General features: G+C 42.8%; 20 protein-coding genes. 13 read left to right on the plus strand and 7 right to left on the minus strand.

Annotation, left to right across the window (positions count from 1 at the left end):
• Positions 1-45: 45 nt before the first annotated feature.
• Positions 46-1905, minus strand: a complete 1860-nt coding sequence (locus GDK41_RS14955; RefSeq protein WP_172971626.1) for an alpha/beta hydrolase family esterase — start codon at positions 1903-1905, stop codon at positions 46-48.
• Between the two features lie 125 nt (positions 1906-2030).
• Between GDK41_RS14955 and GDK41_RS14960 the strand changes: the two genes are divergently transcribed.
• The gene (locus GDK41_RS14960) at positions 2031-4040 is read left to right on the plus strand and encodes a winged helix-turn-helix domain-containing protein (RefSeq protein WP_152087163.1); all 2010 of its coding nucleotides are present in this window, start codon (positions 2031-2033) and stop codon (positions 4038-4040) included.
• Between the two features lie 294 nt (positions 4041-4334).
• Here the strand turns inward: GDK41_RS14960 and rpmG are convergent, their stop codons facing one another.
• The 3 genes from rpmG to radC all read right to left on the minus strand — a co-directional run bounded on the left by rpmG (position 4335) and on the right by radC (position 5688).
• Complete coding sequence (gene rpmG / locus GDK41_RS14965; RefSeq protein ID WP_152087164.1) at positions 4335-4490, minus strand: 50S ribosomal protein L33; 156 nt, start codon at positions 4488-4490, stop codon at positions 4335-4337.
• 12 nt (positions 4491-4502) lie between these two features.
• The gene (gene rpmB / locus GDK41_RS14970) at positions 4503-4739 is read right to left on the minus strand and encodes a 50S ribosomal protein L28 (protein ID WP_058028557.1); all 237 of its coding nucleotides are present in this window, start codon (positions 4737-4739) and stop codon (positions 4503-4505) included.
• Positions 4740-5013: 274 nt separating this feature from the next.
• Positions 5014-5688: a RadC family protein gene (radC, locus tag GDK41_RS14975; RefSeq protein ID WP_152087165.1), complete on the minus strand. Its 675-nt coding sequence runs from the start codon at positions 5686-5688 to the stop codon at positions 5014-5016.
• A 137-nt stretch (positions 5689-5825) separates the two neighbouring features.
• Between radC and coaBC the strand changes: the two genes are divergently transcribed.
• The 8 genes from coaBC to GDK41_RS15015 all read left to right on the plus strand — a co-directional run bounded on the left by coaBC (position 5826) and on the right by GDK41_RS15015 (position 16383).
• Complete coding sequence (gene coaBC / locus GDK41_RS14980; RefSeq protein WP_152087166.1) at positions 5826-7022, plus strand: bifunctional phosphopantothenoylcysteine decarboxylase/phosphopantothenate--cysteine ligase CoaBC; 1197 nt, start codon at positions 5826-5828, stop codon at positions 7020-7022.
• 119 nt (positions 7023-7141) lie between these two features.
• Complete coding sequence (gene slmA / locus GDK41_RS14985) at positions 7142-7732, plus strand: nucleoid occlusion factor SlmA (protein ID WP_070986278.1); 591 nt, start codon at positions 7142-7144, stop codon at positions 7730-7732.
• Positions 7733-7887: 155 nt separating this feature from the next.
• The gene (locus GDK41_RS14990; RefSeq protein ID WP_152087167.1) at positions 7888-10647 is read left to right on the plus strand and encodes a S9 family peptidase; all 2760 of its coding nucleotides are present in this window, start codon (positions 7888-7890) and stop codon (positions 10645-10647) included.
• Between the two features lie 133 nt (positions 10648-10780).
• Entirely contained in the window at positions 10781-11404 is a 624-nt protein-coding gene (gene gmk, locus GDK41_RS14995) for a guanylate kinase (RefSeq protein ID WP_152087168.1), read from the plus strand.
• 91 nt (positions 11405-11495) lie between these two features.
• A complete protein-coding gene (gene rpoZ, locus GDK41_RS15000; RefSeq protein ID WP_152087169.1) occupies positions 11496-11771 on the plus strand; it encodes a DNA-directed RNA polymerase subunit omega in 276 nt (91 codons plus the stop codon).
• 168 nt (positions 11772-11939) lie between these two features.
• Positions 11940-14042, plus strand: a complete 2103-nt coding sequence (gene spoT / locus GDK41_RS15005) for a bifunctional GTP diphosphokinase/guanosine-3',5'-bis pyrophosphate 3'-pyrophosphohydrolase (protein ID WP_152087170.1) — start codon at positions 11940-11942, stop codon at positions 14040-14042.
• Between the two features lie 8 nt (positions 14043-14050).
• Entirely contained in the window at positions 14051-14443 is a 393-nt protein-coding gene (locus tag GDK41_RS15010; RefSeq protein ID WP_152087171.1) for a RidA family protein, read from the plus strand.
• 326 nt (positions 14444-14769) lie between these two features.
• On the plus strand, positions 14770-16383 hold the full coding sequence (locus GDK41_RS15015; RefSeq protein WP_152087172.1) for a DUF342 domain-containing protein: 1614 nt from the start codon (positions 14770-14772) through the stop codon (positions 16381-16383).
• Between the two features lie 105 nt (positions 16384-16488).
• On the opposite strand, the gene asnA is transcribed toward GDK41_RS15015, so the two are convergent.
• Entirely contained in the window at positions 16489-17487 is a 999-nt protein-coding gene (gene asnA, locus GDK41_RS15020; RefSeq protein ID WP_152087603.1) for an aspartate--ammonia ligase, read from the minus strand.
• Between the two features lie 183 nt (positions 17488-17670).
• On the opposite strand from asnA, the gene asnC reads away from it, so the two are divergent.
• The 3 genes from asnC to recG all read left to right on the plus strand — a co-directional run bounded on the left by asnC (position 17671) and on the right by recG (position 20989).
• The gene (asnC, locus tag GDK41_RS15025; RefSeq protein ID WP_152087173.1) at positions 17671-18129 is read left to right on the plus strand and encodes a transcriptional regulator AsnC; all 459 of its coding nucleotides are present in this window, start codon (positions 17671-17673) and stop codon (positions 18127-18129) included.
• A 62-nt stretch (positions 18130-18191) separates the two neighbouring features.
• Complete coding sequence (gene trmH / locus GDK41_RS15030) at positions 18192-18890, plus strand: tRNA (guanosine(18)-2'-O)-methyltransferase TrmH (RefSeq protein WP_152087174.1); 699 nt, start codon at positions 18192-18194, stop codon at positions 18888-18890.
• An 11-nt stretch (positions 18891-18901) separates the two neighbouring features.
• Positions 18902-20989 (plus strand): ATP-dependent DNA helicase RecG, encoded by a 2088-nt coding sequence (gene recG / locus GDK41_RS15035; RefSeq protein WP_152087175.1) that lies wholly within the window; start codon positions 18902-18904, stop codon positions 20987-20989.
• 44 nt (positions 20990-21033) lie between these two features.
• On the opposite strand, the gene galE is transcribed toward recG, so the two are convergent.
• Together galE and GDK41_RS15045 are read right to left on the minus strand one after the other, a co-directional pair.
• Positions 21034-22050, minus strand: a complete 1017-nt coding sequence (gene galE / locus GDK41_RS15040; protein WP_152087176.1) for a UDP-glucose 4-epimerase GalE — start codon at positions 22048-22050, stop codon at positions 21034-21036.
• Between the two features lie 69 nt (positions 22051-22119).
• Positions 22120-22983: a hypothetical protein gene (locus tag GDK41_RS15045; RefSeq protein WP_152087177.1), complete on the minus strand. Its 864-nt coding sequence runs from the start codon at positions 22981-22983 to the stop codon at positions 22120-22122.
• A gap of 132 nt (positions 22984-23115) precedes the next feature.
• Here GDK41_RS15045 and GDK41_RS15050 point away from each other — a divergent pair, with 132 nt between their 5' ends.
• Positions 23116-24015: a phosphoribulokinase gene (locus GDK41_RS15050; protein WP_152087178.1), complete on the plus strand. Its 900-nt coding sequence runs from the start codon at positions 23116-23118 to the stop codon at positions 24013-24015.
• Positions 24016-24113 lie beyond the last annotated feature (98 nt).

Here is a 24113-nt window from a genome sequence, read left to right on the forward strand (position 1 = left end):
ACTGGGGAAACATTCACGTTTAAAACGCAAACTTGTCTATATCTTTTATTCTCTCGCTAGCATATTCACCAGCGCTTCAATAACTGTCTCAGGGTGCTCAAACAACACTTGGTGGCTGGCATCTTCCAATGCGAAATAGTCGCCTTGTGTTTGTTCAACCAACATCTTACTCCACTGCGTACCATCGGTTTGCCACCTTATCAAACTTTGTTTTTGCTCTTCGGTTTCAGCTTTTGCGATGTCCAAACGCTCAAAGTCACTATCAATAATGCTTAGCGGTATAGTCAGATTGTCAGCGAGGTAGCGCGAAGCCTCTAAATCATCATAGTAATTCATCATCTCCTTTATACGCGTAACCTGTTTGCTAATTGCAACTCGCTGAGATGTCACCGCATCATAGTAATCCCAGTCCATTTTAAGCATATTACTTTGCGAAATAAGCCCCTCAATCTCTTCACGCTCCAGCGCAATTCGCTCAATCGTGCGCTCGGTCCATGGTCCCGCTGATACATGCTCAATAAACTCTTGTTTATACTCACGCATGTAAGACACGTACCCAGATTGATATTGACTGATAGCATCTGGTAGCAAAATATCAGGGTCAACCCAGATCATCCCTTTCGTTACTATCGATTCATTTGCAAGATTTTGGTACATAAGCGTTGCTAAATTACTGTTTGCAAATGCAATAAAAATAACTGATTCAACTTTCAAAGCATCTAACAGCTGGGGAAGATCGTGTGCAAATAACGAAAATGACGGCTCTTCAATATCACTACTCCAAGCATTGTTTAGCCTGTCTATCACATGCACCTTGCCATGCTCAGCTAGCATAGGGTGAATTAAAGCAGACCATGCAGAATCACTATGAAAAAACTTATTTGCACCCGACAACAGAACAATATCGCTTTTTCCATTACTGTGCCCCATGGTTCTTACATGGTAATCTCCTGAGTTGAGTCGGTATAGTGAAGAGTGAGCAGGCAACTGAACATCACTGCTCTGCTCAAAGAATGTAAGTACCTGCTCACTTGTATTGTAATTGTTGAAAGACCATGTGTGAAAACCACCTTGAATAGTGATGAGTTTATTCGTAATTGACATTTCATTGCTATAGGTACGAGCCTGTACTTTTTCTGCTACCATTTCATCCACATAAACGTCGTCTATTTGATTTTGCTTAGCAATTAAATCTATAGCTTTAGGGGCTGACAACAATGCAAAATTACTATGAACTAGGCCATCATAAGGAAGCGTGTTATCTCGCGTCCCCATAACCATCATATAATTTGTTGGCTCTGCAATATTGCAAACTAAAGATAGCTGCACAGACATCGGCGAAGCAACACTCGCTACTCCCTTAAATAGTTCACTGTGTTTACACAGCAAATTTTGACTGAATAAGCCACCTTGAGAAAAACCTACGGCATAGTTCTCCCCTGCTAATAAATTATACTGTCCATGCATCTCATTAATGATATCCACTACAAACTCAACATCTTTGGCATTCAGTCTATGAGCTACATTACACTCACACCCCTCATCCCATTCAACTTCTTTTGATTTTGGATAAACCACGATGTAGTCATCACTAAGCTTTTCAAACTGCGCCGCTCTTTGCATACCTTCAGCACTCCCACCAGAACCATGAAAAGCCAGCAGCAATTTATATGCTTTTTTCTCATTGAACCCGGACTCAGGAAATGCAATACGATAGTGTCGACCATCTCGCGATACTATTTTTGTCATATCATCAGGTTGACTCACACTCCCCTGTCCTGAGCCGCCACTATTATTACTTTGCGCAGAACCCGTTGTGCTGTTATTTTTATCGTTAACTTCTTTGCTACCCCCACACGCGGTTAAACAAATGGCTAAAACGACACTAGGTAATAGTCTTATCATGTTATCCTCCTCAAGTTTTGCCATTACCCTAGTTCGCTTGATACATTGATGCTTAACGGTTTTTAGATTTTATCGTTACCATTTCATTACCAAAAAATAAAAACATATTAATCATAAGTTTACAGATGAATTACCTAATAAATGACATTGAATTTGACACACTACAGCGAACGCTTAGACATCAAAATAAAACGATTCAGTTAGAAGCAAAATCGTATGAATTACTCATGGTGTTCATTGCGCACTCTAAAGAAGTGCTTTCGCGGGACAAATTAATAGCACTGGCGTGGCAAGGTAGCGTTGTCTCTGATGGGGCTGTAAATAAAGCCATTTCAAAGCTGAGGCAACACTTTGAGCAACTACGCCCCAATGTTGAATTTATTATTACTAAACCAAAGTTTGGTTATCAACTTAGTTTTGAAGCACAAAAAATTGACACAGGTGGAGATAATCATCCTGTGCACAACAACGATGTCAGCTATTTTAGTAACAAATATGCCGCGTGGTTGCTATTGAGTATGATAAGCATCACTATATTTATATTTGCGCTAAAGAGTGCAGATGATTCAGAACAATTTACCATACAACTAGAACGTATCACGGCTCGTGACGGACTTGAATATAATCTGAGCACCAGCAACCATGCCCAGCTGTTGTTTCTCTCTTCGCCTAGTGAAAAGCAGCCAAAGCAAGTTATTTTAAAATCGCTAAACGATAACGTACAGCAGGCCATTCCCATAGATAATGAACATTTAACTTTTGTCACGCTGAGCCCTTCAGGCTCAACTGTTGCATGGGTTGTACAAGACAATCAAACATGCCAAATAAAGCGATATGAACTTACTACCCACACTCAGCAATCCCTCTTTGATTGCACAGATATGCAAGATGTTAAGCTAAGCTGGCAAGCAAATGAGCAAGCAATTTTTATTCGTGCACGCAAAAATAACGCCTCTCCATATGTTATATATAAACTCATGCTAGCAACGCAGACGCTGCAACAACTGTCATTACCATTAAAACTTGCGCAAATGAAAGGTGACTTTTTACTCGCAGCTCACCCCAAGCATGATCTCATTGCCTATGCTCGCTATGTTGAATCAAGTCTCAGTGAAATACACATCGTTGATAGCCACACCTTAGAAACACGTGCAGTTTACCCGCTTAAGCACATGGTGAATGCGATAACATGGAGCAATACTACCAACGACCTCTATATTGCCGATAAAAAGTCTCTGTATCGTTTAAATTCAGACTCTGGCCAAACAGAGCTCCTTAAACAACTAAGTTATCCAATTGAATCAATAGCAGCGACAAGCCGTAAATCACAAGAGATGGTGCTCGTTAGTCAATATCAAGCCAGCTCATCAATTCAAGATTATCAGCTAAACACGCAAAATATCACTCGTATTTTTAGTAATGCCGCGCTTAATCGCCTACCAAGAAGCTATCAAAACGGTATGCTGTTTATCTCAGACATGGGCAAAGAGCATGCACTATGGCGCTATCAAGATGAGCAACTTACGCGTTTGCAGCTCCCCTTTGAGTTTGGTTTCAGCCGCTATCACCTCGCAGATAACGCAAGTAGCATGGTCTTTGAAAAACTCGGCGCCGTGTATGAATATAACTTTAGTAACAATAAGTTAGCTAAAGTGATTTCCTCCGAACACCAAACCTATTCACCCAATTATGGTATGAGTACCCAAGAGATCATCTACAGCAGTAATAAAACTGGTCAGTGGCAACTGTGGCAATACAAAAAAGAGAGCGATTCGCATCAGCAGTTAACACAACATGGCGGATATAGCGGATACGCTTACAACAACAAACTGCTCTTTAGCAAACGCAACCAAGCAGGGCTGTGGATGCTAGATGAAGGAAATGAGCAAAAGCTAATTGAAGGTTTCAGCAATATCAACTGGCTAAATTGGCAGCTTATCAACGATAACGTGTATTTTTATAGAAGAGGCTCTGGCATTTGGCAATACAACCTAAAGAACCAAATCGAGCAGTTAGTAATGAGCGAGCCACAAGGTTTTATTCATCAGTACTATGTTAGCGATGATGAAAAGCACATTCGATACGTACAGCTACAACCCATGCAAGGGGATGTACAGGCTCTGATACTCAAATAAATAATAGCCACCTAAGCGACGTTGTGATGAGTATTATACCAATTGCATTAAATTGGTGATCAGATATTGCGACAGATAAATGGCTTAGTAACAAGGCAAATATTTCGCTATGTAGTTATTCTACATGAGAAATATTTAACGCAGTTAATGAGTTATTTAGCTCGCTAGAATGATCAATGTATTAATAAAATTGGTATTAGTTAAGCTGATTGGTATTCGGTTTCGCTATGCTTATATCAGTTGAAACAAAAAACCCAGCCGAGGCTGGGTTTTTAGTATTCTGTAAAAGCAAAATTACTTGATTTTTGCTTCTTTGAAAACCACGTGCTTACGAACTTTAGGATCGTATTTTTTGATTTCCATTTTTTCAGGCATGTTACGCTTGTTCTTGTCGGTAGTGTAGAAATAACCAGTACCAGCAGTTGAAACTAAACGGATCTTATCACGCATGATTCAAGCTCCTTAAACTTTTTCGCCGCGAGCACGGATATCTACTAATACCGCGTCGATGCCTTTTTTATCGATAATACGCATACCTTTAGTAGTAGTACGTAATGTAACGAAACGTTTTTCGCTTTCAACCCAGAAACGGTGTGTTTGTAGGTTAGGTAGGAAGCGACGCTTAGTAGCGTTGCGCGCGTGTGAACGGTGGTTACCTACCACTGGGCGCTTACCTGTAACTTGACAGACTTTAGACATGTCTATGTATCTCCAATAACTTCGCTCGAGCTTAATTTTCCCTTGGACCTTAACTGCGTAGCCCCGGGGTAAATCAGAGGGCGCTCTTTATACAGCATCTACAGGCAGAGATCAAGGATCTGATCCTATCTAATCAGCTCATGTGTAAATTTGATAGCGGCCAATTATAATGATCGAATGCCCCTTAGGAAAGCAAAAACTGCATTTAAATTAAACTAATTTGTAAAAATCACTGCAAAGTGATGTTTTTTACAACTTTGTTGGCACAAGCGAGTCAAATTAGGCCTCGCTGTGCGAAAGAAATACATTGCTCACCGGCTACAATTAAGTGATCAAGCACATTAATGTCGACCAATGCCAGCGCATTTTGCAGTTTTTTAGTAATTAATTTGTCCGCTTGGCTTGGCTCTGCAATTCCTGACGGATGATTATGGGCAAAAATAAGCGAAGCCGCATTGTACTTCAAAGCCGCTTTTACTACCTCTCGAGGATAAACACTCGCGGCATTAATTGTTCCTCTAAATAGCACTTCATCCTTTATGAGTCGGTTTTGATTATCTACATACAGCGCCATAAACACTTCATGATCCAGCCCCCGTAACTGTATCGACAAATAATCGCTCACAGCATTGGGGCAACTGAATAAAGTATCTCTTTGGCAGCGCTCTTTTAAATAGCGTTTACTTAACTCCAAAACGGCTTGTAACTGCACATACTTGGCCTCTCCTAAACCTTTGAGTTCACAAAATTCACTTAAGCTGGCATTAAATAAGTTACTGAGTGTATGGTTTTGCGCTAATAATGATTGTGCTAGCTCAACAGCATTCATGCCACAAACACCTGTGCGTAAGAATATAGCCAACAGCTCTGCATCAGATAAGGCATCAGGTCCGAGATGGAGCAGTTTTTCTCGTGGGCGCGTATGTACTGGTAATGTGTGTAATTGCATCTCTAGTCCTTAGAGTCGGAGTTCCATAATCGATAAAGTGTAGTGCGCTTAGAAAAATAATCAAAACCCCTTTAGTGCCATCAATATTACTGCTGTGTTATCTTTAACGCTTATAAAAATAATTCTGGATTTAGGGTATGAGCCAACACCATAAAAAAATTGTGCTAGGGATCAGTGGCGGAATTGCAGCCTACAAATGTGCAGAACTCGTTAGACGCTTAAAAGAGCATGGCTGCATTGTAAAAGTTGTTATGACGGAATCAGCTAAACATTTCATCACACCTTTAACGATGCAAGCGGTATCGGCTGAACCCGTTGCTGACTCACTCCTAGATCCAAATGCTGAAGCTGCTATGGGCCACATTGAGCTGGCCAAATGGGCCGACCTCATTTTAGTCGCACCAGCCAGTTGCAACATTATTGCTAAAATGGCGCAAGGACTCGCGGATGATTTACTAACCACTTTATTGTTAGCCACCCCTGCACAAGTCGCTGTAGCACCTGCAATGAACCAACAAATGTATGCCCATGGTGCGACTCAAGCCAACTTAAAAACGCTTGCTTCTCGTGGTGTGAAGATCTGGGGACCTGGCAAGGGCGAACAAGCATGCGGTGATGTGGGCGCTGGGCGTATGTTAGAGCCGCACGAATTGGTAGAACTGTGCTTAGCGCCAGAACCGGCAACGGTATTGGCTGATGTCACAGTCACAATCACTGCAGGTCCCACGCGTGAACCGCTGGACCCAGTGCGTTTTATTAGCAATCACAGCTCAGGAAAGATGGGATACGCTTTAGCACAAGCTGCTTTATTACTGGGTGCCAAAGTGAATTTAATTTCAGGTCCAGTGACTATTTCCCCACCCTGTGGTGCCAAAGTTTTCCCCGTCGAAAGCGCGATACAAATGCGCGATGCGGCGCTTAAATTGGCGGGCGAATCGAATATTTTCATCGGCTGCGCAGCTGTTGCTGACTACCGAGTCGCACAAGTTGCTGAGCAAAAAATCAAAAAGCAAGGCGATGAAATGAGCATAACCATGGTCAAAAACCCAGATATTATCGCTGAAGTGGCTGCGCTGAGAAAAAACCGACCTTATACGGTAGGCTTTGCGGCCGAAACACAAAATGTTGAACAGTATGCTCAAGGTAAGTTGAAAAACAAAAACTTAGATATGATCTGTGCCAATGATGTCTCGCGCCAAGGGCTTGGGTTTAACGCCGACAACAACGCGCTCACGCTATTTTGGCCGAATGAAAGTCTCGAGTTACCTGAAGCTGATAAGCAAGCTCTTGCTATGAGCGTGTTAATGGAAATAACCAAAAGGCTTGATTATTAAGCAACTTTTTAAAGTGCTGGCACCAAGCTGAATAAAGCATTAACATAAGGCCCCGAGCAATAGGTGTGAGCTGCTTGGGGTTTGCACTGACCATAATAACGATAACGAAAGGAAAGTTCATGCCAGCGACTAAACGCAGTAATCGCAAAGAGCAAATACTACAATCTCTCGCACAAATGCTTGAAACTAGCCCAGGTCAACGCATCACCACAGCTAAACTGGCCGCTGAAGTGGGTGTATCTGAAGCCGCACTTTATCGCCACTTTCCTAGCAAAGCGCGTATGTTTGAGGGGTTAATTGAATTTATCGAAGATACCCTTTTGTCACGTATCAACCTCATTTTAGAAAACGAAAAAGAAACCCAAGGGCGCATCTACAATATCTTGATGTTGCTATTAGCGTTTGCAGAAAAAAATCCAGGTATTACTCGAATTTTAACCGGTGATGCGCTGCAAGGTGAGCAAGAACGCCTAAGAGAACGTGTACAAAGCTTGTTTGAAAAACTCGAAACGCAATTCAAACAAGTACTACGAGAGCGAAAGCTAAGAGAAGGCAAAGCGTTTGCTACCGAAGAAGGCGCATTGGCAAACCTATTTTTAGCTTACGTAGAGGGTAAAATGAACCAGTTTGTGCGTAGTGACTTTAAAGCGCTTCCTAGCAGCCAATTTGAAAAACAGTGGCTAGAGCTACAAAAGATCTGGCTTGCTTGATCTGACTTGCATAAATTAACCACCAAACAGAATAAGAGATAAACAGGACAAAGTTCCCTTTTTATCTCTTACAATACCACATTTGCCGCAACCTCCTTTAGCCATTTGACTCAGTTGTGTTACAACGAGGTATGGTTAACCACAAGTCCACACATATGAAATTCATACACTCAGTGCTCAGTGCTAGCATCGTTTTCGCTTGCACCACGCATGCTGCACCAACCGAAAAATCACTACAGTTCCAAGATATTTTTGATTTTCGTTATGCCCAAAATACTGTTCTATCTGACAACGGCCAAGTTCTATCTTTTTCCGCCAAGCCATACAGAGGCAACAGCGAAGGCCTAGTTTATGATTTAACATCCAATCAACTGATTGCAAGTGTCCCCCGAGGAGCTAAACCTCTCATCAACCAGTCTGCAACTTGGGTTACCTTTACCCAGCAGCCTTCTTTACTCGACAAAGAAACTGCATCTAAAAAAGAAAAGAAAACACTGCCAAAGAACCTGGTATTGGTAAATACCCAAACTAAGCAACAGCAAGAGTTTACAGATATTGTTGACTATCAAGTGTCTGATGACGGTAATTGGCTAGCTTATAGAGAAAAAAACAAAGCAGAAAAAACAACCGACCCAAAAAACTCTACACAACCGAGTATCCAGGCAGACAAAAAAGACCCGCTTCATACGTTAGTGATCGTCAACTTAAACGATGAAAATACACTTCGCATTGAGCATGTGGGTAACTACGCGCTAAGCCCCAAAAGCAAAGGGGTGTTGTTAAATCAACGCTCAGAAGATGGTAGTAAAAACCGTATTAGCTTTATCGAGCTGAACAACGCCAAACAACATATTTTATTTGATGAGCCAGGGATCACTATCAGCAGCTCAGCTTGGCATCCAGATGGAAACTTGGTGGCATTTTATCAGGGAAATTATGTAAATAACGACCCACTTCGTCGCGATTACCAGCTCACGCTATGGGATGCAGATAATAATTCAACACACATAATTGACAACCCAGATGGCTGGTTTAATGGTAAATCAGCTAACATCGAGTGGTCGCAAGACGGTGAACGCTTATACTTTGAAAATCGTCCTGAACTGCAAAGCAAAGTCGATGAACCGAAATATCACGATCAGGCCTCATTGACTGACTTCAATACAATTCGCGCTCAAAAAGGGTTAAAAATCTGGCACAACACAGACCCAGAAATAAAGCCTCGAGAGGTAAAAACGTGGGAGAAAACAGACAAACAACGTCATTATCAGGCGGTCTATCACGTAAATGGCCAGCGAGTATCGCAATTAACAGATGAGCAAGTCCCAAATTTAACTCTGAACACCGAAGCGCCATTCTTACTAGCAAGTAACGACCTTCCCTACTTAAAACAAATTATGTATAAGGGGTTTTATCAAGACTACTATGCAGTGCAAGTTGCAACCGGTGCTAAGCAATTGATTGTTAAAGAGTCACCTTTTAAGCCCAGCCTATCTCCCACCGGCACTCACGCCGTATATTTTGCAAATAGCCAAGTGTGGCTCAAAGATTTACATAAACAGAAAATCTCGCCGTTAACAGCCGCTGTGCGCGAGGCCATTTTTGCTGATGACAAACATGATTATCCGCAACCACAATCAGGCTATGGATTTGCGGGCTGGCAGCTTGATGGCAGCGTTGTTTATGTTTACTCCAAATATGACATATGGGCCTTTGATATCAACACCCAAAAAGCAACACGCCTCACCCAAGGTAGAGAAACAAACACCAAATACCGCGTTGTGCAACTAGACGACAAAAAGGTAGGCTTCACAAAAAATGAAACCCTTATATTAAAGGCACATAACCTTGAAAATAAGCAAACTCACATTGCCACTTTAGCACTGGCAAACGATACACTAACCACGGTACTGGCTGCTCAAGCGCGATTTGATGTCGTTAAAAAAGCTAAAAATGCCGATAAAGTTATTTTTACCAAACAAACCTATCAGCAATTCCCTGACTACTGGCAAAGTAACCTAAGTTTTGAAACACCAAAACAAATTACTGATTTAAACCCTCAGGTGAGTCAGTTTGCATGGGGGCAACAGCCCGAGTTGGTGAAATACAAAGGTTATAATGGTGAAGACCTACAAGGTGTACTGATAAAGCCAGCTGGCTACAAAAAAGGCGATAAAGTGCCTGTGGTGATTTACTTTTATCGCTACATGAGCCAACGCATGTATGATTTCCCTAAAATGGAGCTTAATCATAGGCCTAACTTCCCTATGTTTACCTCTAATGGTTATGCCCTATTTTTACCAGATATCCGCTTTGAAATCGGCCATCCGGGACCTTCATCAACGCAAACGATGATCAATGCAGCGCAAAAACTGATTGATATTGGCGTAGCACACCCGGATAAAATTGGTCTGCAAGGCCACTCATGGGCTGGTTATCAAAGTGCATTTATGGTCACACAAACTGACATGTTTAAAGCGGTTGTATCTGGAGCACCGGTATCTAACATGACTTCAGCGTACAGTGGCATACGTTTAAAGTCGGGGCTTGCACGTCAATTCCAATATGAAACGGGACAAAGCAGAATTGGTAAATCTTTAGTCGAAGCGCCTGAGCTCTACATCGAAAATTCACCAGTGTTCTTTGCTGATCAGGTAAATACCCCTATTTTAATCATGTTTGGGGACAAAGACGGTGCGGTGCCGTGGCAAGAGGGAATACAGTACTATCTTGCGCTACGCCGTCACAATAAAGATGCAATATTCCTGCAGTACGAGGGAGAACCGCATCATCTCAAGCAATTTCCAAATCAACTCGACTTTTCAATTCGCATGATGGAGTACTTTGACCATCATCTTAAAGGAAAACCAGCTGCTAACTGGATAAAACAAGGCGAAGCATATATCGCCGAATAACCCACTTCAGCCCAAGTAATTTACTTGGGCTTTTTATTGACTAGCTTATATGAAACGTAGCGTTTAAAATGTGCGTTTAGATTGATTTTAGCTGTGGCAACCCTTCGCCACTTTATATAAAGAGCAACTTCCTATGACGACAGCAACGCGTGGTAATCTTTTTATTCTTTCCTCTCCTTCCGGTGCCGGTAAATCTAGCTTAATTAAAGCGTTATTAACTAAACACCAAGACATAAAAATGTCTGTCTCACATACCACACGCGCACCACGTCTAGGAGAAAATGACGGTGAGCATTATCACTTTGTAACAGAAGCTGACTTCAATGCGCTGATCTTGAATGATGACTTTTTTGAGTGGGCCAAAGTATTTGATAATTATTATGGCACCTCTAAAGGTGCAGTTGAAACACAATTGAATGAAGGCCTAGACGTATTTTTGGATATCGACTGGCAAGGTGCCCAGCAAGTTCGTAAGCTAGCGCCTGAGGTTAAAACCATCTTTATCTTACCGCCTTCTCAGCAAGAGCTAGAAAACAGACTCAATGGCCGAGGTCAAGATTCCAAAGAAGTGATCGCTTCGCGTATGGCTCAAGCCAAATCCGAAAGCTCGCACTACAACGAATTTGACTATGTACTCGTTAATGACGACTTTGATACGACCTTAGAGCAATTAGAGCATATTGTAATGGCCGCGCGCATGGAGCTAAAAGCTCAGCAAGCACGTCATGGTCAACTTATTAGCGATCTTTTACGCTAATTTTTGATAAATTTTAACCATCCACTTGGCGAACTGCTTCCCTTGCAGTAAACTAGCCTTTTGGAAATGAATTTAACTTTGGAGTGCTTCGATGGCTCGCGTAACTGTAGAAGATGCAGTAGATGCAATTGGTAACCGTTTTGATTTAATCTTGGTAGCAGCGCGTCGCGCTCGTCAAATCGCTGTAGGTGGTAAAGACCCTATGGTTGATGCTGAAAACGATAAGCCAACGGTTATCGCTTTGCGTGAAATTGAAAAAGGTCTTGTGAACAACTCTTCATTAGACGTAATCGATCGTGAAGAACAGCAAAACCAAGAAGCTGCAGAACTTGCAGCCGTTGCAGCTATTGTAGGCGGCAACAACTAAAACGTATTTAGTTTTTATGACAATGCCAGCATTTTTGCTGGCATTGTTGTTTTATAGCCCAATAAATGCCGTACCTAAAAATAAAGTCTGGCCTAGTCGTTGGTTTCTCTTTCATTTCATCGTATATTCGTTACATATCGATAACTTCACCGGAACAATGGAGCGTGAATGTATCTTTTTGAAGGCCTAAAAAAGAAAATCTCTGAGTATTTATCGCCCGCCGACGTAGAGCTTGTACAAAAAGCGTATGTTGTAGCTCGTGAAGCTCACGAAGGTCAAACCCGCTCAAGTGGGGAACCATATATCACCCACCCTGTTGAGGTGACACAAATACTCGCGGGAATGCGCTTAGATCATGAAACGCTCATGGCAGCGCTCATGCACGATGTCATTGAGGATACTGACTTTAGTCAGCAAGATTTAGCGGAAATATTTGGTGATACCGTTGCTGAACTCGTTGAAGGCGTCAGTAAGTTAGACAAGCTGAGCTTTAAAGATAAAAAACAGTTTCAGGCTGAAAACTATCGCAAAATGATCATGGCGATGACGCAAGATATTCGCGTTATTTTGATAAAACTTGCCGATAGAACACACAATATGCGCACGCTTGGCGCCCTTCGCCCTGACAAGCGACGCCGCATAGCCCGTGAAACGCTAGAAATTTTTGCGCCTATCGCAAACCGCTTGGGTATTCACGACATTAAAAATGAGCTTGAAGATTTAGGTTTTCAAGCGCTCTACCCTATGCGTCACCGTGCGCTCAAATCAGAAGTTGCTAAGGCACGCGGTAATCGCAAAGAAGTGATCAGCAATATTCAGACCGAAATAGAATCTCGATTACAAGAATCGGGGATCCTAGCTTCTGTCAGCGGTCGAGAAAAGCACCTATACAGCATATACAAAAAAATGCTCAACAAAGAGTTAATGTTCAATGAAGTAATGGACATCTATGCTTTTAGAATTAACGTTGACAACCTTGATACCTGCTATCGAGTTTTAGGTGTAGTACATAACTTGTACAAACCGATTGAAACGCGATTTAAAGACTATATAGCCGTACCTAAAACCAACGGCTACCAATCATTGCACACCTCCTTAGTAGGGCCTCATGGTATCCCTGTAGAAATACAAATTCGTACCCATGATATGGACCACATGGCAGACAAAGGGGTTGCAGCCCACTGGATGTATAAAAAGGCAGGAGACAACGCGGGGCATACAGCCCAGCAACGAGCTCGACAGTGGATGCAAAGCCTACTTGAATTACAGCAAAGTGCCGGCTCATCATTTGAATTTGTTGAAAACGTGAAAACTGAGCTATTCCCAGAAGAAATTTACGTTTTCACACCTGATGGTCGTATTGTTGAATTGCCAATGGGTGCTACCGCTGTTGACTTTGCCTATGCGGTGCACACCGACGTTGGTAACACCTGTGTTGGTGCACGTGTAAACCGCAAGCCTTATCCTTTAAGTAAAGCACTTGATACGGGTCAAACCGTTGAGGTTATAACCAGCTCAGGCGCGCATCCAAATGCAACCTGGCTCAACTTTATAGTTACAGGTAAGGCGCGTTTAGGCGTGCGTAATTACCTAAAAAGTCAGCATCAAGAAGAAGCGATACAGCTCGGTAGACGTCTTTTGGATTCTGCCCTTGGCGAAAGTAAACTTGATGATATTCCGCAAGAAAATATCAATCGAGTTTTAGAAGAGCATAAGCTGGCTACCCTGTTAGAGCTTTTGGTTGAAATTGGCACAGGTAACATTATGAGTGTGCTGATAGCCAAGCGCTTACTGCAAACAGATGATGGTATCGAAAACGTTGCAAAACGGGCCAAAGCAGCCATCATAGGCACAGAGGGCATGTTGGTAAACTACTCGAAATGCTGCCGACCGGTTCCTGGTGATGCCATAACCGCTTATGTGAGCCAAGGTAAAGGGCTGAACGTACACCGCCAAGAGTGTAAAAACATCAAAGGTTGGGAAAATGAACGTTCTAAATACTTTGTTGTAAAATGGGAAGACAACCCAGAAAAAGAATATATTGCAGCGCTAAGAGTGGAAATTATCAATCACCAAGGTGCATTAGCAAAACTGACCAACGTGGTAGCCAGTACTCAAGCGAATATCGTTGAAATAGCTACTGATGAAAAAGAAAGTAACTTATACGTGATAGATTTAGGCATAACCGTAAAAGACCGTATTCACGTCGCTAATATTATGCGTCGCATTCGCGTAATGCCAGATGTTCAACGCGTATATCGTAAGAAATAGGATTAACAATGAATAAAGCGATTATCTCTACCGATCAAGCACCTGCTGCGATTGGTACATACAACCAAGCAGTTAAAGTGGGTACTGCTGTATACTTATCAGGGCAAATTCCTCTAGTGCCAGAAACCATGGAAATGGTGTCTGATGACTTTGCACAGCAAGCTCAACAAGTATTTAAAAATCTAACGGCTGTATGTGAAGCCGCAGGTGGACAACTGCAGGATATGGTGAAGGTTAATATTTTCTTAACCGACTTAAGCAATTTTGCCACCGTAAACGAAATTATGAGCCAACACTTTAAAACGCCATACCCTGCACGTGCAGCCATTGGTGTGAAAGAGCTACCTAAAGGGTCTCAAATTGAGATTGATGGCATCATGGAACTGCCATCCACTAACTAATAAAATTCATCCATTAGTATTATAAGCTGCATTTATGCAGCTTTTTTTATCTCTGTTCTTTGATCTTAAGCACTTGACTCTATAATATTTATTAAGCACTCTGTAACTAATACTTTTGTTTTTTGTCATAGCTAATGATTGGCTTGATACCAAATACTTAATAAGGTCGCGTAGTTTAGACGCATTACGTTTTGACCCATAACACAGGCAGGTTTTGATATTTAGTGGGTCTTTGTGATATTCATTAGACAGTTAACGCAAAGTGAGGCTTTCCAAACGCGTTAGGGGTTTATGGTAATTGGTATAACGGGTAAAGGGTGGTAAACGTGTTCAAATTGGCGCACAACGGTAATGTTTTATTAGAAGTTGCTAAACTTAATCCCCCAAATGCAGCCTTCATTGTTGAAGCGCTGGAACAATCTCCCTATGCCGACTGCGAAGTAGATCATGAATCAATCGATGCTTTTTTTAAAAGCGACCACCCAGAAAAGCAACTCGTGGTTGCCAAAAAAGTAGACGCACAACTCTCTGTTGAAGTATCTGAAGATAAAATGACCGCCACCGCACATCTCGTCACAGCCAAAGGGGGCGCTAAAATTAGTCTAGAGCAGGCAAAAAAGGTCATTATCAAAGCGGGTGTCAGTCGGGGCTATAAGCAAGCTTATTTAGAACAAGTTTTACAAAAACAATTTGAGCTCCCCCCAGGCTCAAATGCAAATGGTGTTATTGCCAAGGGCCGTCCACCCGTTGATGGTCAAGCCGCCAAACTTATCCCACACGTCACCACGATAAGAGAAAGACTAAAACAGCCAAAGCTTCGAGAAGACGGCTCGGTAGATATGCGTGACTTTGGCAAACTAGCAAGCGTAGCGCCAGGCACCTTATTAGCCTCAAAGCAGCCAGCAACACCAGGCAAAGAAGGGTATACCGTCACAGGAGATAGTATCCCAGCCAAAGACGGCGATACATTTGAATTAAGCGCGGGTGATGGTACAGAGATATCAGCAAGCAACCCGCTTGAACTTGTTGCAGCCATCGCAGGGTGTCCGTCAGATATTCAAAATGGGATGCGTGTCGATGATGTATTTACCATAGCCGATGTTGATGTACGCAGCGGGCACGTTGACTTTAATGGCAGCGTCATTGTAACCCATAATGTATCCCCTGGTATGAAAGTAAAAGCAAAGGGCGATATTACGGTCATGGGTTCAGTAGAGTCAGGCGAACTCATCAGTGGCGGTAATATTGACGTTAAACAAGCGGCAATAGGCCATGTTGACCATCAAAATAATAATCAAGGCTTAACCTGTCGATTAATTGCCGCTGGCAATATCCACTTGTCACACGGTCAATACAGTCATTTAGAAGCAAATAATATTTTTATTACCAAGCAAAGTAATCACTGCACTATTAAAGCCACGACCTTAGTACAAATTGGCGCTGATGATGCACCAAAGGGTAAGCTAATTGGCGGAGAAATACTGGATGCACAAATGGTGATTGCTGGTGAAATAGGCAGTGAGTCAGGTGCAAAAATGACCATACGATTGGCTCACACTGGTATTGATATTACCAAAGAAACCGACGAATGTTTAAAAACGTTAACTAAAACCAGTGAGCAATTAAATACTTTACAGCAAGCAATTGAGAAAGCAGATCAAGTAAAAGATGCTGAGAAAAAAAAGCAGCTTATGGCTAAGATTGGCGCAACACAAATACACTATTGTGAAGAAGCCGAAGCGCTTGAGAAGAAAATGTCTGATCTAGAGCTCAATCTAAACAACTTATTAGAAGGCACCAAGTTGGTTGCTAATCAAGCACTTAACCCTGGTGTTGAAATTCATATTTTTGATCGCGTCTATAAAACCACCCGCAGCTACCCACCATGTAGTGCCAGTCTTGTAGAAAACAAAATTGAGATAGAATTTAAAACTAGCTGATCATACTGTCTTACATTTATATACCATGGTGCCTGCAGCGTAGATAAAAAAGCGGCACACTAAGTCGTGTTACCGCTTTGCGCTACTCATTATAAAACAACACAATTAACGTAATACCTCTGAAACTTGCGCTTTGAGTTCTTCACTCCACACACCCACTTGTACTTGTGCGATATGTGCTTTTTGCAATAACAGCATTACTAAGCGAGACTGGCCAATACCCCCTCCTATGGTTTGAGGCATTTCACCGGCAAGAAGTTGTTGATGCCAGTCTTGGGCTAAACGAGCCTCATCTTCGGTGATCTTAAGCTGCCTTTGCAAAGACTCAGGACAGACACGGATCCCCATTGACGAAATTTCAAAAGCGTCTTCTAGTACAGGGTTCCACACCAGAATATCGCCGTTTAAGCCTTGATATTTTTCACACGTAGCACTTGACCAGTCATCGTAGTCAGGCGCACGCACATCGTGAATTTGACCGTCTCCCAACTCGCCACCAATACCAATTAAAAAGACAGCGCCATATTCTTGTGCAATCGCTTTCTCACGCTGCTTAGCACTAAAACCAGGGTACATTTGACGCAATTCTTCACTGTGTACAAAGGTAATCTCTTGAGGTAAAAATGGTGTTAAACCAAACTCTTGGGCAACCACTTGCTCGGTGCTTTTAATCCCCCGATACAGTGCCTCTACGGTTTGCTTTAATGTCGCTAAAGAGCGCTCTGACTTTGCACAGATAATTTTTTCCCAATCCCACTGATCAACATAAACAGAGTGAACAGGAGATAGCTTTTCCTCGTCAGGACGAAGCGCTTTCATGTGCGTATACAGCCCCTCTCCCACACTAAAACCGTAATCACCCAGAGTTTTTCGCTTCCATTTAGCCAGCGAATGAACCACTTCAAATTGCGCATCAGGTAACGTTTTAACTTTTACCGATACGGCTTTTTCAGTACCACTTAGGTTGTCTTGAATGCCATCACCTACTTTAGCCAGTATCGGTGCTTGAACCTCAATTAAACCCAGTTCACTTTCTAATTGTTGTGAAAAAACTTGTTTTACTCGGCTTATTTGCTGCTGTGTTTGACGATATGTACTTTGCATAATTAGGACCTCACTCCCAGTAAATTCTTCAATTTCATTGCCAGCGCTTTGTGGCTTGAACCTATCGTCAATAAAAAACAGGTAAATTACAATAACCATCAACAAAAATACCAAACAGCTGTATTTATCATAAAAAAATTGCGGTATATTTTGATGAATCAAAAATTAAAGTGGTAAATTTGCATGGAAAATTATCAAATCGATAATCTCGATAAATCGATTTTGCACGCATTAATGGACAATGCCCGCACACCTTACGCAGAATTAGCAAAAAGGTTTGCTGTCAGTGCGGGCACCATTCATGTGCGCGTCGAAAAAATGAAACAAGCCGGGATCATTCAAGGCACTAAAGTCACCATTAGCGCCAAAAAGTTAGGCTACGATGTTTGTTGTTTTATCGGGGTTAACTTAAAACACGCACGCGATTACCCAAGCACCATTGCACAATTACAAGAGTTTGAGGAAGTAGTGGAAGCGTATTACACCACGGGGAATTACAGCATATTTATCAAAGTGATGGCTCGTACGATAGACCACTTGCAGGATGTGTTGATCAACAAAATTCAAACCATTGAAGCCATTCAATCCACAGAAACGCTTATTTCATTGCAAAACCCCATTGCACGGGAGGTGCTTCCCTAACTTGGGCATCGTGCAATAAGTGGGTATAATCGCCGCAATTTTGATTAGATGAGCAGTAACAGATGACAGATTCGCGTTTTCATCGTGTAAAACGAGTATTAGACAGACGCCAAACCGACCTTACCGTATGTTTAGACGAAGTACACAAGCATCATAACTTGTCAGCCATTGTACGTACTGCCGATGCGGTTGGCTGTCATCATGTTCATGCAGTCTGGCCGCAAGAGCAACGACGTTTGACTAATAACACCTCGGGTGGCAGCAAAAATTGGATTGAAACGCATATGCACGATGATATTGATGCGGCCGTTGCTACAATTCGAAAACAAAATCCAGGTATTCAACTGCTTGCAACCAACTTAAGCGATGAAGCTGTGGATTATCGCGACATTGACTATACCAAACCAACCGCCATTATTGTTGGTCAAGAACGTCTCGGTATTTCTGATAAAGCGCTGGCTCATGCCGACAAGCACATCGTGATCCCGATGGAAGGAATGGTGCAGTCTTTGAATGTATCGGTTGCTGCTGCTTTGATCTTATACGAAGCACAACGACAAAGACAAGCTGCGGGGTTGTATGAACGCAACGACATGCTAGACGCGAACACCAAACATACTTTATTGTTTGAAGGTTGCCACCCAATCATTGCGAACCGTTGTGTAGAAAAGGGTTTACCTTATCCGGCCTTAGATGATGAGGGTGAAATAGTGGCTGACGAAGCCTTTTGGCATACCCTTAAATATAAAAAAGCGAAATAGCAAGGAATAGCATGACGACGCCAAACCTCTCAAACTACCCTATCACCAACCTTAAAGGCGTAGGGCCAAAGGTAGCTGAGCGTTTGGCCAAACTGGGGATTTTTACCGTTCAAGACATGCTCTTTCACTTGCCGCTGCGCTATGAAGATAGAGCACGAACCTACGCGATTGCTGAGTTAACACCACATAGCCATGTCAGCATAGAGGCGCAAATTGAACATAGCCAAATTACCTTTGGCAAAAGACGTATGCTTATTTGTCATGTAAGCGATGGCACGGGTAGGCTTACTCTGCGCTTTTTTAACTTTAATGCCGCACAAAAAAATGCCATGGCCACAGGCAAGGTTATTCGTTGCTTCGGTGAGGTACGTCGTGGTCAAGCAGGCCTTGAAATGGCGCACCCTGAATATAGCATTCGAGATTGTCACAGCGAGCCGCAAGATCCCACATTAGCAACGCTCACTGCGGTATACCCAACAACAGAGGGGTTAAAGCAACTGAGTATCCGCGCTATTGCAGACAAAGCTATTACACTGTTACAAAAGTATCAATTAGACGAGTACCTTCCACAGCAATACCGCCCTGCTGGGTTAAGCCTCAAAGAAGCCGTATTAACCTTGCATAAACCACCACAAGATACTGATTTGTCATTACTTGAACTAGGCCAGCACCCTGCGCAGCAGCGCTTGGCTTTCGAAGAGTTGTTGGCACAAAACCTAAGCTTGTTGCAACTGCGCAAACGGGGTCAGGCGGTGAAAGCGGTGCCTTTACCCCCTAACAACACCTTAGAACCTGAATTTTTGGCTAACTTGCCCTTTTCACCAACCAACGCCCAAAGCCGAGTGGTTGCAGAAATTAAACAAGACCTACAACACCCTTTTCCGATGATGCGACTCGTACAAGGAGATGTAGGCTCAGGTAAAACACTGGTTGCGGCTTTGGCTGCTTTAGGCGCTATTGCTAAGGGGTATCAAGTTGCGCTTATGGCTCCCACTGAGATCCTCTCTGAGCAACATGGTATAAACTTTACTAACTGGTTTAAGCACTTAGGTATTGAAGTGGCTTGGCTTGGCGGGAAAACCAAAGGCAAAGAGCGAGCAAGTACATTAGAAAGTATCGCCAGTGGTAAGGCTCAGATGGTGGTTGGCACCCATGCGCTGTTTCAACAGCACGTCGAGTTTTTTAATTTGGCGCTTATTATCATTGATGAACAACACCGCTTTGGTGTCCACCAGCGCTTAGCGCTCAGAGAAAAGGGTCAGTTTAACGACTGTTACCCACATCAGTTGGTAATGACCGCCACTCCAATCCCGCGTACTTTGGCGATGACGGCTTACGCAGATCTAGAAACGTCTGTCATTGACGAGTTGCCACCTGGGCGAACACCGATTACTACGGTTGCCGTCCCTGACACGCGTCGAGGCCAAGTAATCGATCGAGTAAAAACCGCTTGTTTGGATGATAAACGTCAAGTTTACTGGGTATGTACTTTAATTGATGAGTCAGAAGTGTTGCAGTGCCAAGCGGCAGAAGACGCGGCCACAGAACTCACCGAGCAGCTACCCGAGCTCAAAGTAGGTCTAGTACATGGCAGAATGAAAGCACAAGAAAAGCAAGATATTATGATGGCTTTCAAAAATGGTGATATTGATGTGCTGGTCGCAACGACGGTGATCGAAGTGGGTGTAGATGTCCCCAATGCCAGTTTGATTATCATCGAAAATCCGGAACGGTTAGGCCTGGCACAACTGCACCAACTGCGTGGCCGCGTAGGTCGTGGTGCCATTGCTTCACACTGTCTGTTACTCTACCACGCCCCACTATCTATCACGGCACAAAAACGTTTAGGTGTTTTACGCGATAGTAATGATGGCTTTGTCATTGCTGAAAAAGATTTAGAAATTCGAGGGCCTGGTGAAGTGTTAGGCACTAAGCAAACAGGCTTAGCAGAGTTTAAAGTGGCCGATTTAAATCGCGATAAAGCGCTGTTAAACCAAGTTCGGCCTTTGGCATGTAAGCTCATGCAGTCTCACCCTGAGGTTGTGGAGCCTTTGGTTATGCGCTGGCTTGGGACCAAAAGTGAACTGGCTATGGCTTAATACAGCAGGCAGATAAGCCAATAGCGCTTATCTGCCTCTGAGCTTTACTCTTTGTAACCATTAGGGTTATTGCTTTGCCAGCGCCACGTATCTTGCATCATGTCATTGATCCCACGAGCGGCTTGCCAGCCTAGATCTCGCTGTGCTTTTTCGGGAGCCGCATAGCAAGCTGCAATATCGCCTTCGCGGCGCGGTTTTATTTGATAAGGGACAGACTTACCTGAAGCCTTTTCAAATGCACTGACCATTTGTAATACCGAATAGCCAATACCAGTGCCTAAATTATAAATATGTGTACCGGCTTCATCATCTAGCTTATCTAACGCTTTTAAATGACCAATTGCCAAATCAACAACATGGATATAGTCACGCACTCCCGTACCATCCACGGTATCGTAGTCATCGCCAAAAACACCCAGTTGCGCTAATTTTCCTACTGCAACTTGCGCAATATATGGGAGTAAGTTATTGGGAATACCATTTGGGTCTTCACCAATTAAACCCGATTCATGCGCACCGACAGGGTTAAAGTAGCGCAAAATAGCAAACGCCCAACGTTCATCTGACTTAGCAACATCCTGTAAAAGCATTTCCACCATCAGCTTTGACGAACCATATGGATTGGTTGTGCCCCCTACCGGAAAGCTTTCTTTTATAGGCAAACTTTGAGGGTCGCCGTACACAGTTGCCGATGAACTAAACACCAATTTAAATACATTAGCATCGCGCATTGCATCAAGCAGCGTCAGTGTACCCTGTACATTGACCTGATAATATTCAATCGGTTTGCGTACAGACTCACCTACCGCCTTTAGGCCAGCAAAGTGAATAACTTGATTGATGTCATACTGTGCAAACACCTCAGCGAGGAAGTCTTTATCTAGAATATCCCCCTCATGAAAATGCACCGCTTTACCCGTGATTTTTGCAACTCGTGTGAGTGATTCCTGCGAAGCATTGCTCAGGTTATCGACCACAACAACCTCTTCACCTCGCTGCAATAACTCTAATACTGTATGTGAACCAATATATCCGGCTCCGCCGGTCACCAATATACTCATGGTTCGTTCCTTATCTAGAAAATTATCCTGCTATTTTAAAGTAGTTTAATAGTACTTTGCAGGGGGAAACTACGATTTCTCACAAACAAATGCTAATCGCCCATCATAATAGCTCAACCTTGAGATGCGGGTATCACAATACTGACTTAAGTTATGCCACTGAGATACCGCTTTAGGGCGTTCAAAATCACGCATATAAACACGGTTACCAATCGCATAAGCTACATGTGTATCATCTAGCCACGTGTAATCTTGCACCCCCGCAGGCATCACAAAATGATCATGTACTTGTTGTGTTTCAGCTGAAAAACTCGCAAACCAATGCTGACCGTTTTTATTGTAGGTAAATGAATATATTTGTTTTTTTTCATTAAATGCTAAAGTTCGCCCAATATTTTTTGCTATTTTTGATGGCAAATGCCCCGCCGTGTCGGTGTATTGTAAGGTATGAGGTTCGCCCAAGATAAACATCACCAAGTCATCTTTAACACCCCAAGCATGATAGCCCACAGGCTCTATATGATCGAAAATACGAGTTGCATTTTGCTGTGTATCAAAAGGATAAAACCACAACTTTTGCTTACCATCAGGCTCAACAACAACACTCGACAGACCTTCATCATGGGGGTACAAAGTAGGTGAAAACTCAGAAACAGGCGTATTGGTTAAGTTGCGACTTTTACCACTGGCAAAATCATAGAAAAACAAATCCGTTTGAGCTTGCTCACGCTCATTCACTTCTTGAGTAAAATAGACCCCTTTAGCAGTGACCAATGGTTGGTTGTGATAGCTATCCTGTGACGTTAGTGACACAACCTTAACCGAGTCATCTACTTCATTGGCGAGCAAAATTTGGCTTTTAGGCATGGCTGCCTGTACCGTATAAGTCATTGCAGAGCATAAACAAGTGAGCAGCGTGATAAGTGCTTTCATAGACAATCCTTATTATTTTTGTCTTATCATACTCGCTAGTGTATTAAACCACAAAACTTGCTATTCACCTCGCTTCGGGTAACAATCGATTTCAACAACTTTGTTAAATTTTTGAGATTATCGAGGCCAACTATGTCCCAAAAGCACCCAATTATTGCTATTACAGGTAGCTCAGGGGCTGGCACCACTACCACCACGAATGCTATCAAGCATATCTTTCGTAGTTTAAGTGCCAACGCTGCTTTTATTGAAGGCGATAGCTTTCATCGCTATACACGCCCAGAAATGGACAAGCTCAAACGAGATGCCTTACAAGAAGGTAAGCATATTAGTTACTTTGGCCAAGAAGCCAATGATTTTGCAGCACTAGAGAAGCTTTTTAGTCGTTATGGCGAACAGGGCGATGGCAAAATTAGGCGCTATCTACATACCTTTGACGATGCCGTGCCTTATAATCAATTGCCAGGGACTTTTACACCTTATCAAGATTTAGAACCCAATACCGATGTGTTATTTTACGAGGGCCTGCATGGAGGCGTAGTCACGCCTGAGCACGATGTGGCTAAGCATGTTGACCTGCTTATTGGCATGGTGCCAATTATTAACCTTGAGTGGATCCAAAAACTAATACGAGATACTAATGAACGGGGCCATTCTCGAGAAGCAGTGATGACCTCAATCGTTCGTAGCATGGATGACTACATAAACCACATTACCCCACAGTTCTCTCGCACCCATATTAATTTTCAACGCGTCCCCACTGTTGACACTTCAAACCCATTTAGCGCTAAAGACATTCCTTCACTTGATGAAAGCTTTGTTGTGATCCGCTTTCGTGGTATTGACGACGTCGATTTTCCCTACTACTTACATATGATCGATGGCAGTTTCATGTCTCGAATGAATACCTTGGTTGTGCCAGGAGGTAAGATGGGGTTAGCTATGGAGTTGGTGTTAACGCCACTGATTAAAGATTTATTGGTAAAAAAGCGCGCGCTTGAAAACATGGCTCCGGTTGACTTACCCATTTAAATTTGGGTTTAAATATGCCTTTGCTCTTTGAAAACACGCACTAATTCGGACCCAGATATTGGGATTATTTAGCTTGCGGGTATAGGCGCAGCAAACTA

Source organism: Pseudoalteromonas sp. A25 (assembly GCF_009176705.1).
Classification (GTDB): Bacteria; Pseudomonadota; Gammaproteobacteria; order Enterobacterales; family Alteromonadaceae; genus Pseudoalteromonas.

Coding starts and splice junctions, on each gene's coding strand:
- GDK41_RS14955 (WP_172971626.1), bottom strand. CDS start 1,905: ATGATAAGACTATTACCTAGTGTCGTTTTAGCCATTTGTTTAACCGCG.
- GDK41_RS14960 (WP_152087163.1), top strand. CDS start 2,031: ATGAATTACCTAATAAATGACATTGAATTTGACACACTACAGCGAACG.
- rpmG (WP_152087164.1), bottom strand. CDS start 4,490: ATGCGTGATAAGATCCGTTTAGTTTCAACTGCTGGTACTGGTTATTTC.
- rpmB (WP_058028557.1), bottom strand. CDS start 4,739: ATGTCTAAAGTCTGTCAAGTTACAGGTAAGCGCCCAGTGGTAGGTAAC.
- radC (WP_152087165.1), bottom strand. CDS start 5,688: ATGCAATTACACACATTACCAGTACATACGCGCCCACGAGAAAAACTG.
- coaBC (WP_152087166.1), top strand. CDS start 5,826: ATGAGCCAACACCATAAAAAAATTGTGCTAGGGATCAGTGGCGGAATT.
- slmA (WP_070986278.1), top strand. CDS start 7,142: ATGCCAGCGACTAAACGCAGTAATCGCAAAGAGCAAATACTACAATCT.
- GDK41_RS14990 (WP_152087167.1), top strand. CDS start 7,888: ATGAAATTCATACACTCAGTGCTCAGTGCTAGCATCGTTTTCGCTTGC.
- gmk (WP_152087168.1), top strand. CDS start 10,781: ATGACGACAGCAACGCGTGGTAATCTTTTTATTCTTTCCTCTCCTTCC.
- rpoZ (WP_152087169.1), top strand. CDS start 11,496: ATGGCTCGCGTAACTGTAGAAGATGCAGTAGATGCAATTGGTAACCGT.
- spoT (WP_152087170.1), top strand. CDS start 11,940: ATGTATCTTTTTGAAGGCCTAAAAAAGAAAATCTCTGAGTATTTATCG.
- GDK41_RS15010 (WP_152087171.1), top strand. CDS start 14,051: ATGAATAAAGCGATTATCTCTACCGATCAAGCACCTGCTGCGATTGGT.
- asnA (WP_152087603.1), bottom strand. CDS start 17,487: ATGCAAAGTACATATCGTCAAACACAGCAGCAAATAAGCCGAGTAAAA.
- asnC (WP_152087173.1), top strand. CDS start 17,671: ATGGAAAATTATCAAATCGATAATCTCGATAAATCGATTTTGCACGCA.
- trmH (WP_152087174.1), top strand. CDS start 18,192: ATGACAGATTCGCGTTTTCATCGTGTAAAACGAGTATTAGACAGACGC.
- recG (WP_152087175.1), top strand. CDS start 18,902: ATGACGACGCCAAACCTCTCAAACTACCCTATCACCAACCTTAAAGGC.
- galE (WP_152087176.1), bottom strand. CDS start 22,050: ATGAGTATATTGGTGACCGGCGGAGCCGGATATATTGGTTCACATACA.
- GDK41_RS15045 (WP_152087177.1), bottom strand. CDS start 22,983: ATGAAAGCACTTATCACGCTGCTCACTTGTTTATGCTCTGCAATGACT.
- GDK41_RS15050 (WP_152087178.1), top strand. CDS start 23,116: ATGTCCCAAAAGCACCCAATTATTGCTATTACAGGTAGCTCAGGGGCT.